The 12458-nt window shown below is 59.1% G+C and carries 11 protein-coding genes; 2 read left to right on the forward strand and 9 right to left on the reverse strand.

The window, feature by feature from the left end; genetic code table 11:
- Positions 1-12: 12 nt before the first annotated feature.
- The 7 genes from ssuB to BFL40_RS17060 all read right to left on the reverse strand — a co-directional run bounded on the left by ssuB (position 13) and on the right by BFL40_RS17060 (position 6908).
- Positions 13-819: an aliphatic sulfonates ABC transporter ATP-binding protein gene (gene ssuB, locus BFL40_RS17030; protein ID WP_071485085.1), complete on the reverse strand. Its 807-nt coding sequence runs from the start codon at positions 817-819 to the stop codon at positions 13-15.
- Positions 816-1604 carry an aliphatic sulfonate ABC transporter permease SsuC gene (gene ssuC / locus BFL40_RS17035; RefSeq protein ID WP_071485086.1) on the reverse strand — a complete coding sequence of 263 codons (789 nt, stop codon included), beginning with the start codon at positions 1602-1604 and terminating at the stop codon, positions 816-818. Before ssuC ends, ssuB begins: the two co-directional genes overlap by 4 nt.
- A gap of 9 nt (positions 1605-1613) precedes the next feature.
- Positions 1614-2762, reverse strand: a complete 1149-nt coding sequence (ssuD, locus tag BFL40_RS17040; RefSeq protein ID WP_071485087.1) for an FMNH2-dependent alkanesulfonate monooxygenase — start codon at positions 2760-2762, stop codon at positions 1614-1616.
- 25 nt (positions 2763-2787) lie between these two features.
- On the reverse strand, positions 2788-3756 hold the full coding sequence (locus tag BFL40_RS17045) for a sulfonate ABC transporter substrate-binding protein (protein WP_071485088.1): 969 nt from the start codon (positions 3754-3756) through the stop codon (positions 2788-2790).
- 94 nt (positions 3757-3850) lie between these two features.
- Complete coding sequence (gene ssuE, locus BFL40_RS17050; protein ID WP_071485089.1) at positions 3851-4444, reverse strand: NADPH-dependent FMN reductase; 594 nt, start codon at positions 4442-4444, stop codon at positions 3851-3853.
- A gap of 209 nt (positions 4445-4653) precedes the next feature.
- Complete coding sequence (locus tag BFL40_RS17055; RefSeq protein ID WP_071485090.1) at positions 4654-5292, reverse strand: peroxiredoxin; 639 nt, start codon at positions 5290-5292, stop codon at positions 4654-4656.
- Between the two features lie 272 nt (positions 5293-5564).
- On the reverse strand, positions 5565-6908 hold the full coding sequence (locus BFL40_RS17060; RefSeq protein ID WP_071485091.1) for an OprD family porin: 1344 nt from the start codon (positions 6906-6908) through the stop codon (positions 5565-5567).
- A 370-nt stretch (positions 6909-7278) separates the two neighbouring features.
- Here BFL40_RS17060 and tauA point away from each other — a divergent pair, with 370 nt between their 5' ends.
- Positions 7279-8265, forward strand: coding sequence for a taurine ABC transporter substrate-binding protein (tauA, locus tag BFL40_RS17065; protein WP_071485092.1), 987 nt, complete (start codon positions 7279-7281; stop codon positions 8263-8265).
- A gap of 64 nt (positions 8266-8329) precedes the next feature.
- Here tauA and argA read toward each other — a convergent pair whose 3' ends face one another.
- Positions 8330-9628, reverse strand: coding sequence for an amino-acid N-acetyltransferase (gene argA / locus BFL40_RS17070; protein WP_071485093.1), 1299 nt, complete (start codon positions 9626-9628; stop codon positions 8330-8332).
- A gap of 135 nt (positions 9629-9763) precedes the next feature.
- Entirely contained in the window at positions 9764-10912 is a 1149-nt protein-coding gene (argE, locus tag BFL40_RS17075) for an acetylornithine deacetylase (protein WP_071485094.1), read from the reverse strand.
- 158 nt (positions 10913-11070) lie between these two features.
- On the opposite strand from argE, the gene BFL40_RS17080 reads away from it, so the two are divergent.
- Entirely contained in the window at positions 11071-12438 is a 1368-nt protein-coding gene (locus tag BFL40_RS17080; RefSeq protein WP_071485095.1) for a CYTH domain-containing protein, read from the forward strand.
- The last annotated feature ends 20 nt before the right edge of the window (positions 12439-12458 follow it).

Below are 12458 nucleotides of genomic sequence, written 5' to 3' on the forward strand. Positions count from 1 at the left end.
GGGACAAGTGAGTTATTGAGCCCAACGCAATTGCGTAGGCAGCGGTGAAACAGGTTCAGGTTCCGGCGGCGTGCCGGGCAACGACAGCACACGGTTAAGTACTTCGGCTTCCAGCGCAGCAAGGCGATGTGAACCTCGGGCGCGTGGGCGCGGCAGGTCAACGATCAGGTCGAGACCGACTTCGCCGTTTTCGATCAGGATCACCCGGTCGGCAATGGCCACGGCTTCACTGACGTCGTGGGTCACCAGCAGCACGGTGAAGCCGTGCTTGCGCCAGAGGTTTTCGATCAGTTGCTGCATCTCGATGCGAGTCAGGGCATCCAATGCACCCAACGGCTCATCAAGTAACAGCAGGCGCGGCTGGTGAATCAACGCACGAGCCAAGGCCACGCGTTGTTTCTGGCCACCGGACAAAGCCGCCGGCCATTCATTGGCGCGCTCGACCAGGCCCACGGCTTCCAGAGCCTCCAACGCCTTGGGGCGCCAGTTGCCCTTGAGGCCCAGGCCAACGTTGTCGATGATTTTTTTCCACGGCAGCAGGCGCGCTTCCTGGAACATCAACCGCGTGTCTTCAATCGCTTCGCTCAACGGCGCGGAACCAGCCAATAGCTCGCCGCTGCTGGCTTTGTCCAAACCGGCCAACAGGCGCAGCAAGGTACTTTTGCCACAACCGCTGCGGCCGACCACGGCCACAAACTGGCCCGCAGGGATATGCAGATCAATCTCTTTGAGGACTTCCCGCGCACCAAAGGCCTTGCGCAATTTGCGCACCGCCAGCGGAATACCTTTCAACAGGCGCGGTGGTTGTTGAGCCGTCATGCCGCACCTCCTTTATTCACTTGGTAAGCCGGGTGCCAACGCAACCACACACGCTCCAGACCGCGAGCGGCCAGATCGGCCAGCTTGCCGAGGATCGCGTACATGACGATGGCGAGTACCACCACGTCGGTTTGCAGGAACTCACGGGCGTTCATTGCCAGATAACCGATGCCGGAACTGGCCGAGATGGTTTCCGCCACGATCAGCGTCAGCCACATAAAGCCCAGGGCAAAGCGCACGCCCACCAGAATCGAAGGCAGCGCCCCCGGCAAGATCACCTGACGGAACAGGCTGAAACCGGACAAGCCATAGCTGCGTGACATTTCCACCAGCGCCGGGTCGACATTGCGAATGCCGTGGTAAGTATTCAGGTAAATCGGGAACAGCGTGCCGAGGGCGACCAGGAAAATCTTCGCGGTCTCGTCAATGCCGAACCACAGGATCACCAGCGGAATCAGCGCCAGGTGCGGCACGTTGCGGATCATCTGCACCGAGCTGTCGAGCAAGCGCTCGCCCCACTTGGACAAGCCAGTGATAAAACCCAAGGCCAGGCCGATGCTGCCACCGATCACGAAGCCCAGGCCCGCACGCCAGCCGCTGATGGCCAGGTGCGTCCAAATCTCGCCGCTGCGTACCAGCTTCACACCGGCCTCAATCACCGCGCTTGGCGCAGGCAAAATACGCGTCGATAACCAACCCGCCGACACCGACAACTGCCACACCGCCAGCAACAAAATCGGCAACACCCAAGGCGCGACGCGATGGCTTAATTTTTCAAAGTCCATAATGGCGCCTCAGCTCTGCGACGCTGCTTTGGGAAGAATGTCGTTGGCGACCATCTCGCCGAACGGGCTGACGTAACCGGCGCTTTTCGGCAGCTCGGGACGTTCGATATCCAAGTGCGGGAACAACAACTCGGCAACCCGATACGACTCTTCCAAGTGGGGGTAACCGGAAAAGATAAACGTATCGATGCCAAGGGCTGCGTATTCCTTGACCCGCGCCGCAACCGTTGGGCCATCGCCCACCAGTGCAGTACCCGCGCCGCCACGCACCAGACCGACGCCGGCCCACAGGTTGGGGCTGACCTCCAGGTTGTCGCGGTTGCCTCCATGCAAGGCAGCCATGCGTTGCTGGCCGACGGAATCGAAGCGCGCCAGGGAGGCCTGGGCACGGGCGATGGTGTCGTCGTCCAGATGGGAGATCAGTTTGTCTGCGGCTTTCCAGGCTTCATCGTTGGTTTCGCGCACGATCACATGCAGGCGAATGCCGAAGCGCACGGTGCGACCAAGCTTGGCGGCCTTGGCGCGAACCTGTTCGATCTTTTCGGCGACAGCGGCTGGCGGCTCGCCCCAAGTCAGCACCATTTCCACCTGTTCGGCTGCCAGGTCCTGCGCCGCTTCGGAGGAACCGCCGAAGTACAACGGCGGACGTGGTTGCTGAATCGGCGGATAGAGCAATTTGGCGCCTTTGACGCTGATGTGCTGGCCGTCGTAATCCACCGTTTCGCCTTCCAGCACGCGGCGCCAGATACGGGTGAATTCTACCGATGCCTGATAACGCTCTTCGTGGCTGAGGAACAAACCGTCACCTGCCAACTCTTCCGGGTCACCGCCGGTTACCAGGTTGAACAAGGCGCGGCCGCCGGACAGGCGGTCCAGCGTCGCGGCCTGACGTGCAGCCACCGTCGGGGAAATGATCCCGGGGCGCAGCGCGACAAGGAATTTCAAGCGCTGGGTCACGGGGATCAGCGAGGCGGCTACCAACCACGAATCTTCGCAGGAGCGACCGGTAGGAATCAGCACCCCGCCGAAACCAAGACGGTCAGCGGCTTGGGCGACTTGCTGCAAATAACCATGGTCGACGGCGCGAGCGCCTTCGGCGGTGCCAAGGTAATGGCCGTCGCCGTGCGTAGGCAGGAACCAAAAAATATTGAGGCTCATGGAGTTGTCTCCTGAAGAAATCGGATTACGGCGCTTTGGCAACGGCGGCGGGTGGTGTCCAGATCACGTCCTTGATGTTCAAGGGCTTGGGGATCAATTTGAGTTGGTAGAACGTGTCGGCGATTTTCTGCTGGGCGGCGACCACTTCCGGGGTCAGGAACAGCGCGCCATAGCCTTGGCGTTTCACCGAGGTCAGGGTGATATCAGCTGGCAGGCCAAGCAGCGGTGCGACTTGTTCGGTAACGTCCGAAGGGTTGGCCTTGGACCATTCGCCCACCGCGCGTACTTCTTCCACCAATGCCTTGATCACTTCCGGGTGCTGTTCGGCGTAAGGCTTGGTGGCCAGGTAGAACTGGTGGTTATCGGCGATGCCGGTGCCGTCACGCAGGGTGCGGGCTTGCAGTTGTTTCTCGGCGGCTGCCTGGTATGGGTCCCAGATCACCCAGGCATCGACACTGCCACGCTCGAACGCGGCGCGGGCATCGGCGGGCGGCAGGAATACGGTCTGCACGTCGGTGTATTTCAAACCGGCATCTTCCAGCGCACGCACCAGCAGGTAGTGCACGTTGGAGCCTTTGTTGAGCACAACTTTCTTGCCCTTCAACTCGGCCACGGATTTGATCGACGAGTCTTTCAGCACCAGGATCGCTTCACTGGTCGGCGCTGGCGGCTCGTAGGCGACGTAGAGCAAATCTGCACCTGCGGCCTGGGCGAATACCGGTGGGGTTTCGCCGGTGACACCGAAGTCGATGGAGCCGACGTTCAGGCCTTCGAGCAATTGCGGGCCACCGGGGAATTCAGTCCATTGCACCTGCACGCCCTGTGCGGCCAAGCGCTTTTCCAGGGTGCCCTTGGCTTTGAGCAGAACCAGGGTGCCGTACTTCTGATAACCGATCCGCAGAGTCTCGGCGGCCTGGGCTTGAATGATGGCGCCGAAGGACACAGCCGCAGCAAACAGTGCGACCAGACCACGACGCAAGATGACAGTGCGCATGGCGCTCTCTCCAAATAGTGCGATTAGGGGGTTGGCTGCACCTGCTTGGCCGTTGGCGGCTGAGTAAGGTGAGTACTACAAAATCCGGTAAGGCTTAAATGCTCCAGCGAGCACTCAACAAACGTTCATTCAACACATGGGGATCAAGCGGTTTCGGTCGGCGGGCCATGGCGCTGTAGAACGTCTCCAGGGCCTCGTGCAAACGGTGCTCAAGGATCGGCACCAACTGGGCCTGGGCACTGCCTTCGGCGTAAGCGATCTGGCTGTCTTCGGCGAAAATGCCGTGGAGCAACTCCTGGGCTTTGAGGGCCGACAACACAGGCTTCAAGGCGTAATCCACTGCCAGCATGTGGGCGATGCTGCCACCGGTGGCCATCGGCAACACGATCTTGTGAGCCAAGGCGCGCTCGGGTAGCAGGTCGAGCACGGTTTTCAACGCGCCGGAGAACGAGGCCTTGTACACCGGCGTGGCGATTACCAGGCCATCCGCGTTAGCCACCTGTTGCAGCAGGTCGATGACCTTTGGGCTATCGAAGCGGGCGTGCAGCAAGTCTTCGGCCGGGAAGTCCCGTATCTGATAACTCACCACTTCCACGCCTTTGTCTTGCAGCCACTGACGGGTTTTATCCAGCAAGACCCCGGAGCGGGAACGCTGGCTGGGACTGCCTCCAAGTGTTACGACCAGCATGTAGGAAATTCCTTGAGCAAGTGTCGGCGGTTCGCTGTGTGGCGATGTCACCAAGATGGAACAGACCCTATCAGCATATTTATATATCTTTAAATCTCATTTTTTCATTTGTTTATTCTATAAATGCATATGAGCTTTATAAAACTCCAGGCGAAAAAAAAGGCCGTCGAAACGGCCTGAAAACCCCTGCTATGTGATCCCTTGAAACCTCAGCGATTCGGTTGTGGGGTCAGCCGCAGATACGGCTTCACCGCCCGATAACCCTTCGGAAAGCGCTTCTTGATCTCTTCTTCGTCCTTGAGCGACGGCACGATCACCACTTCATCACCGTCCTGCCAGTTGGCGGGGGTGGCGACCTTGTGGGTGTCGGTCAGTTGCAACGAGTCAATGACCCGCAGGATTTCGTGGAAGTTGCGGCCAGTGCTGGCCGGGTAGGTAATCGTCAGGCGAATCTTTTTGTTCGGGTCGATCACGAACAGGGAACGCACGGTGAGGGTGTCACTGGCGTTCGGGTGAATCAGGTCGTACAGGTCCGATACCTTGCGGTCGGCATCGGCCAGGATCGGGAAATTGACGATGGTGTTCTGAGTTTCGTTGATGTCTTCGATCCACTTGTGGTGCGAGTCCACCGGGTCTACCGACAGGGCAATGGCCTTGACGCCGCGCTTGGCGAATTCGTCCTTGAGCTTGGCGGTAAAACCCAGTTCGGTGGTGCACACCGGGGTGAAGTCCGCCGGGTGGGAAAACAGCACACCCCAGCTATCGCCCAACCATTCGTGGAAACGAATCTTGCCGGCGCTGGAATCCTGTTCGAAGTCGGGGGCGATGTCGCCCAGTCTTAGGCTCATGGTGTGGCTCCTGGTGAGTGCTTATGGAGCCCACTGTGCATCGGTTGAGGATTATTTAAAAAGAATAAATATCGATTTATTTAGACGATAAACGAATATTAAAAATCTGTTCATTGGACTTGGCAACAGGCGAGGATCAACATCCGCTTCAAGGTTCGAGAAGGCCTTGAGACGCTGTGAAAAGAGGGTATTCGGGAAGGGCTTGCGGGGGTTGAGCCCGACTTGAAAGCAAGACACCTTGCCCGGCATTGCGCCGGGCAAGGTTTACAGTCTTACAACAGCGGGATCGAGTAGCTGACGATCAGACGGTTTTCGTCTTGGTCGCGGGTAGCAACGTCGGTACGCCACATGGCGTTCTTCCAAGCAACGCCGAGGTTTTTCAGCGGGCCTTCTGGAACAACGTAAGCCAGGGTGATATCACGTTCCCACTCGGACTTGTCGCCGGTAGTGGTCTGGATATTGGTACCTTTCAGGTAAACCACGCCAGCGGTCAGACCAGGCACGCCGATTTTGGCGAAGTCATACGCGTAACGAGCTTGCCAGGTACGCTCGCCGGCACGGGCGAACTTCTGGATTTGCATGTCGGTGGTGGTGCTGTTCGACGAGCCGTCACCTTGGTTCAGCCAAGGGAAGTCGCTGTCGCCCTTGGTGTACTGATAACCGCCACCAAAGGTGTGGCCGTTAACCGAGTACAGAGCCAGGTAGCTGTACAGGTCGTTGTCGACCTTGCCGCTGGTAGCTGGTTTGGCACCATCGGTGTAGTAACCGGAGGTGTAGTAGCTGGCGGTATTACCGTTAGCGCCGTTGTCACGGCTGCGGTAGTAGCGCAGGTCACTTTTCAGCACGCCAGGGCCGATTGCCCAGTTGTGTACCAGACCCAGGAAGTTCTGGGAGTAGAAATCTTTCAGCTCGCCGAAGTAGTACGAAGCGGTCAGATCCTTGGTGATCTTGTAGTCAGCACCGGCGTAGTAGAACTTGTTGCTGAACTCACCGGTCAGGTAGTTCGAGCTCTTGTTCGCACCAGCAATCGACAGGTTTTCGTTGTTGCTGGAGTTACGGCCCTTGGCGCTTTCGATCTGGCCAGCGGTCAGGGTCAGGTCTTTGATATCGTTCGAAACGATTTCACCGCCCTGGAAAGTTTGCGGCAGCAGACGACCGTCGTTGGTCTTGATGACCGGGTTGTTTGGCTGCAGAGTGCCCAGTTTCAGCACGGTCTGGGAGATCTTGACCTTACCGGTCACGCCCAGGCTGGCGAACTCATTGGCCGCTTTGTTGCCGTCGGATGGGAACACGGTGCCGCCCGCAAGCGAACCGTTGTAGTTACCGTGGTTGGCAGCGCTGGAATCCAGACGCACGCCGTACAGGCCGATAGCGTCAACACCGAACTGAACGGTACCTTGAGTGAAGCCCGAGATGAAGCGCAGGTCAAAGCCTTGGCCCCATTCTGCGTTCTTGCTCCGGCTGGTCGCCGTTGGAGCACCATCACGGTTGTCCGTGTTGATGTAGAAGTTACGCAGCCCCAGTGTGGCCTTGCTGTCTTCGATGAAACCGGCGGAGTTTGCCTGTTGGGCAATCGCAGCTACAGCCACGGCCAACGCCAATGTTGACTTCTTCATGTACCGCTCCTCTCATTTCTAATTTTTGTATTTCTTCGGTCTCGGGTCTGACGCCCTTGATCCACAGATGCGCGATTAGCGCCGGATAGTGACTGACAAGTCAATCGTAACCTTGTGTGTCTACTACCTTCGTCTAACCGCAGTTAATTTGGTCCCTGCAGGGTAATGAGTTTTTCATACACCCAAAAAGAATTGTTTCATCCTTTTTCATACGATTAAGGAATAAGGCTTTCCATGAAGCGAGCCGATCAGAGTAGACCATCCGCTCCATAAGCTAATGCCGAAAAGGTATTTATTAGCCTTTTTTTAGATCGATTAGTGTGGCCGTACTGTTGCATACGTCACCCACGATCAAAAAGGCGACGCCATCATGGCCAAAGGCACATCCTCCCGTCAATTTGTTACAGTTTTTGTATCACTAATACTTTCTTTTGGTGTCAAAGCGGCCGACTTGACTATCGGCTACCAAACCGGCATCGACCCCAGCAAAGTCCCACAGGCCGATGGCCTCTACGAAAAGGCCATTGGCGAGAAGATCGCCTGGCGCCGGTTCAACAGTGGGCCGGAAGTTGTGACCGCCATCGCCTCCGGCGATGTGCAAATCGGCAATCTGGGTTCCAGCCCCCTTGCTGCGGCGGCTTCACGCAATCTACCGATCGTGGCGTTTATCGTATCGGCGCAGATCAATGCTTCTGAAGCTTTGGTGGTGCGCAACGGCAGCGGCATCAACAAACCGGAAGACCTGGTGGGTAAAACCATCGCCACACCCTTCGTCTCAACCTCTCATTACAGCCTGCTCGGCGCGCTGAAGCACTGGGGGCTGGACACTAAAAAAGTCAAAGTGGTGAACCTGCAACCGGCCGAAATTGCCGCCGCGTGGAAACGTGGCGATATCGACGGTGCGTTCGTGTGGTCACCGGCCCTGGGGGAGATTCGCAAGACCGGAAAAACCCTGACAGACGCGGCCCAGGTGGGTCAGTGGGGCGCGCCGACATTCGAAGTGTGGGTGGCGCGCAAGGATTTCGCGGAAAAACATCCTGACGTAGTGGCCAAGTTTGCCAAGGTCACCCTCGACTCGTTCGCCGACTATGCCGCCCATAAAAACAGCTGGACGGTGGATTCCGAACCGGTGCAAAAGATCGCTAAATTGACAGGATCGAATGCCACGGACATTCCCGAACTGTTGGCCGGCACTACATTCCCAGACGCCCAGGCACAGCAAACCGATGCGCTGCTCAAAGGCGGCACGGCGAAGGCGATTGGGGAGACGGCAAAGTTTTTGAAGGAGCAAGGGAAGGTTGAAACGGTGTTGCCGGATTATTCGGCCTTTGTGACCGACAAATTTATCAGCCACTAAACAGTTCAAATGTGGGAGCGGGCTTGCTCCCACATTTGGACCTGCTGCGTTTCCGAAGCCAGTCTTACAACGACTTCTCAAAAATCTTCGAGTTACGCTGATAGTTGTACAGCGACGCCCGCGCCGATGGCAGGCGATCAACACTACTCGGCACAAAACCGCGCTCACGGAACCAGTGAGCGGTACGGGTGGTGAGAACAAACAACGTCTTCAACCCCTGTGCCCGAGCGCGCGTCTCGATACGCTCCAGCAACTCATCACCGCGCCCGCCGTGGCGGTACTCCGGGTTGACCGCCAGGCACGCCAACTCACCTGCATCCGAATCCGCGATCTGATACAGCGCTGCACAGGCGATGATCATGCCCTCGCGTTCCACCACGCTGAACTGCTCGATCTCACGCTCCAGCACTTCTCGCGAGCGCCGCACCAGAATGCCCTGCTCTTCCAATGGGCTGATCAAGTCCAGCAAACCGCCGACATCCTCAATCGCCGCTTCGCGCACCAGTTCGAATTGCTCCTGGGCCACCAGCGTGCCGCCGCCGTCCCGGGTGAACAGCTCGGTGAGCAAGGCGCCGTCTTCGGCGTAACTCACGATATGACTGCGCCCTACCCCGCCACGGCAGGCCTCGGCAGCGGCATCGAGCAGTTCAGCTTGATAGTTGCTGCCCAAACGTTGCAGGTGCGCCGGCACTTGTTGCGGGCGCAGCTCACGCACCAGACGACCATGTTCATCAATCAGGCCCAAGTCAGCACCAAACAACAGCAGCTTGTCAGCACCCAGGTCGATGGCGGCACGGGTGGCGACGTCTTCGCAGGCCAGGTTGAAAATTTCGCCGGTGGGCGAATAACCCAGCGGCGACAACAGCACGATTGAGCGCTCGTCCAGCAGGCGGTTGATACCCTTGCGGTCGACGCGGCGCACTTCGCCGGTGTGGTGATAGTCCACGCCTTCCAGCACGCCGATCGGCCGGGCGGTCACCAGGTTGCCGCTGGCCACCCGCAAACGGGAGCCCTGCATTGGCGACGAGGCCATGTCCATCGACAAGCGCGCTTCGATAGCAATGCGCAGGTGACCGACCGCGTCGATCACACACTCCAGCGTCGCGGCATCAGTGATGCGCAAGCCTTCGTGGTAAGCCGGGGTCAGGCCGCGCGCTTCAAGGCGGGTTTCGATTTGTGGACGGGAGCCGTGAACCAGCACCAGTCGCACACCCAGGCTGTGGAGCAGCACCAGGTCGTGGACGATATTGCCGAAGTTCGGATGTTCCACACCGTCGCCGGGCAGCATGACCACGAAGGTGCAGTCCCGGTGAGCATTGATGTAGGGCGAAGCATGACGAAGCCAATTAACGTATTCGGGCATAACACCTGGGCCTGTAATAAAAAGCAGCCGAAAAAGGATCAATCGTGAAAGCGCACAACGGGCTGATGGTTATCGTCGGAACAGGCTTGGCGACACGCTCGCTCTCCTTTTATGTACGAATGGGCTGGGGTTAATTTATGCAGGTTTCAGGCAGTAATGTTCGATCAGTTCCCGCAATAGACGCACTGTAGGCGTCAAGCGTGACATTTCAAGGTACTCACCCGGCTGGTGGGCGCAGGCGATATCGCCAGGGCCGAGCACCAGGGTTTCACAACCAAGGCGCTGAAGATAAGGCGCTTCGGTGCCGAACGCTACTGCTTCGGCACGATGCCCGGTCAATCGCTCTGCAACCCGCACCAGCTCGGCATCTTCCGGCTGCTCGAAGGGTGGGACTTCGGGGAATAGCGGCGCGTAGTCGATCTTTACTTTATGGCGCTCGGCCAGAGGTTCGAGCTTCTGCCGGATAGCGTCGCGCAGCACCTGGGGGTCCATGCCCGGCAAGGGACGCAAGTCGAATTCCAGGGAGCACTGGCCGCAGATGCGATTGGGGTTGTCACCACCGTGTATGCAACCGAAGTTCATGGTCGGTTGCGGCACGCTGAATTGCGGGTTGCGGTACTCACGCTGCCAGGCCAGGCGCAGTCCACGCAGTTCACCGATGGCATCGTGCATGGCTTCGAGGGCACTGTGGCCCAGGCTTGGGTCCGACGAATGGCCGCTTTGGCCGAGGATGTCGATGCGCTCCATCATCACGCCTTTGTGCAGGCGGATCGGCTTGAGGCCGGTCGGCTCGCCGATTACCGCCGCGCGACCCAACGGGCGCCCTGCCTCGGCCAGCGCGCGCGCGCCGGACATCGAGCTTTCTTCATCGCAGGTGGCGAGGATCAGCAGTGGTTGCTTGAAGGGTTGATTCAGCAACGGCAGCACCGCTTCAATCGCCAAGGCGAAAAAACCCTTCATGTCGCAGCTGCCCAGTCCTACCCAGCGGCCGTCAACTTCCGTCAGTTTTAGCGGATCGGTCTTCCAGAGCGCGGCGTCATAAGGAACCGTATCGCTGTGGCCTGCCAACACCAGCCCACCGGGGCCACTGCCGAAACTGGCCAGCAGGTTGAACTTGCCGGGGCTGACTTGCTGGATGTCGATGGCGAAACCCAAATCGCCCAGCCAACTGGCGAGCAAATCGATCACCGGGCGGTTGGTCTGGTCGAGAGACGCTTGGGTACAACTGACCGAAGGCGCGGCAATTAATGCGGCGAACTGCTCTTTCATGGACGGTAACGGCATGCGCGGTCTCTCAACTTCCCGGATGAGCCCCACTATAGAGCCATCTGCACGACACAATAAACCGTTGCGGCGCGTTGCCGGGCTCAGTCCTGTACACTGCACGACCTTGGCAGCCACTCTTTTCCCCGGCTGCGCTCCCGATCCTGGATTTTCCGGCCATGCAGAAAGAAACCGAAATCAAGCTCCGCGTCAGCCGCGAAACACTCGCCGCGCTGCGTGAGCACCCGTTACTGAAAAAACGCAACAAAAGTGGCTGGGAACGCCGTGAGTTGATGAACCAGTATTTCGACACCCCTGAGCGTGACCTGGCCCAGGCCAAAGTCGCCCTGCGCCTGCGCAAGGACGGTGACGAAATCATCCAGACCCTCAAGACCCGTGGTCAGAGCGTCGCCGGCTTGTCGGAACGCAACGAGTACAACTGGGACCTGCCCAAAGCCAAGCTCGACGTGAAGAAACTCGACGGCGAGTGCTGGCCCGAGCAACTGGCCGAGCTGGACAAAAAGACCCTCAAGCCGATTTTCACCACCGACTTCGTGCGTGAACGCGCCGAAATCGCCTGGGGCCGTGGCAAGACCAAGGTAGTGATTGAGGCCGCCCTGGACTTGGGCCATGTGGTGGTCGGCAAGCAGAAAGAAGAAATCTGCGAGCTGGAACTGGAACTGCGCGAAGGTGAACCGGCCGCCCTGCTGGAACTGGCCGCCGAACTGGCCGCCACCCTGGCGCTGATGCCGTGCGATATCAGCAAGGCCGAGCGTGGCTATCGTCTGTACGACGCCAGCAGCTACTCCCTGAGCCTGCCTGCACCGCAGATCCACGCAGAAATGCCGTTGGACGACGCCTTCGCCGCCATCATGTGGCACCTGCTGGGCAGCAGCCAGCGCCTGGCCGAGCAATACCGTTTCAACGGCCACTGGCGCCTGTTGCAGGACTGGGTCGACAACCTCGGCGAACTGCGTGCCCTGATCGGCAGCCTCGGCCAGGCCGCACCGCGTCAATCCACCAGCGAACTGCGCAGCGCACTGGATGCGTTGCTGGAAGACTGGCGCCCACTGGTGCAAGCCGGTGACGACGACGAAGACATCCGCAAAGCCGCACCGGAACAGTTCGCCGAAGAACTGGACGACGTGCGCTGGGGCCTGTTTTCACTGAACACCTCGCGCTGGCTGCTGGCCCGTACCTGGACCGCTGACCGCAATGTGCGTGGCAACCGCCAGGGCGCCGCGCAAATCACCAACTGGCTGCCGCGCCTGCTGGCCGACGACGCCGTCGCCCTGCAACTGCCGCGCTACCAGCAACAACCGGAAGACCTGGCTGAGCAACTGCCGCGCATCGAACGCATCCAGGCCTGGCTGCACCACGCACGCCAGGTGGTGGACATCCCTGAGCTGGACCGTTTGTACGGCGAGTTGAACAAGTTGGTGCAACTGGCCAACCAGCCGATCACCGATGAGTCGCTGGATGCACGTATGCATCAGGCGATTGCGGTGTATCAGAATCGCGCCTGGAAAACGCTACTGCGCCTGTAAGGACACCGCCGCGATTAGGC

The sequence above is a fragment of the Pseudomonas costantinii genome (assembly GCF_001870435.1).
GTDB lineage: Bacteria > Pseudomonadota > Gammaproteobacteria > Pseudomonadales > Pseudomonadaceae > Aquipseudomonas > Aquipseudomonas costantinii.

What these genes read in the sequence shown, in the direction of transcription:
- BFL40_RS17055 (WP_071485090.1), bottom strand. Translation starts at nt 5,292, where the DNA reads ATGAGCCTAAGACTGGGCGACATCGCCCCCGACTTCGAACAGGATTCC.
- BFL40_RS17060 (WP_071485091.1), bottom strand. Translation starts at nt 6,908, where the DNA reads ATGAAGAAGTCAACATTGGCGTTGGCCGTGGCTGTAGCTGCGATTGCC.
- ssuD (WP_071485087.1), bottom strand. Translation starts at nt 2,762, where the DNA reads ATGAGCCTCAATATTTTTTGGTTCCTGCCTACGCACGGCGACGGCCAT.
- argA (WP_071485093.1), bottom strand. Translation starts at nt 9,628, where the DNA reads ATGCCCGAATACGTTAATTGGCTTCGTCATGCTTCGCCCTACATCAAT.
- ssuC (WP_071485086.1), bottom strand. Translation starts at nt 1,604, where the DNA reads ATGGACTTTGAAAAATTAAGCCATCGCGTCGCGCCTTGGGTGTTGCCG.
- BFL40_RS17080 (WP_071485095.1), top strand. Translation starts at nt 11,071, where the DNA reads ATGCAGAAAGAAACCGAAATCAAGCTCCGCGTCAGCCGCGAAACACTC.
- argE (WP_071485094.1), bottom strand. Translation starts at nt 10,912, where the DNA reads ATGCCGTTACCGTCCATGAAAGAGCAGTTCGCCGCATTAATTGCCGCG.
- ssuB (WP_071485085.1), bottom strand. Translation starts at nt 819, where the DNA reads ATGACGGCTCAACAACCACCGCGCCTGTTGAAAGGTATTCCGCTGGCG.
- tauA (WP_071485092.1), top strand. Translation starts at nt 7,279, where the DNA reads ATGGCCAAAGGCACATCCTCCCGTCAATTTGTTACAGTTTTTGTATCA.
- BFL40_RS17045 (WP_071485088.1), bottom strand. Translation starts at nt 3,756, where the DNA reads ATGCGCACTGTCATCTTGCGTCGTGGTCTGGTCGCACTGTTTGCTGCG.
- ssuE (WP_071485089.1), bottom strand. Translation starts at nt 4,444, where the DNA reads ATGCTGGTCGTAACACTTGGAGGCAGTCCCAGCCAGCGTTCCCGCTCC.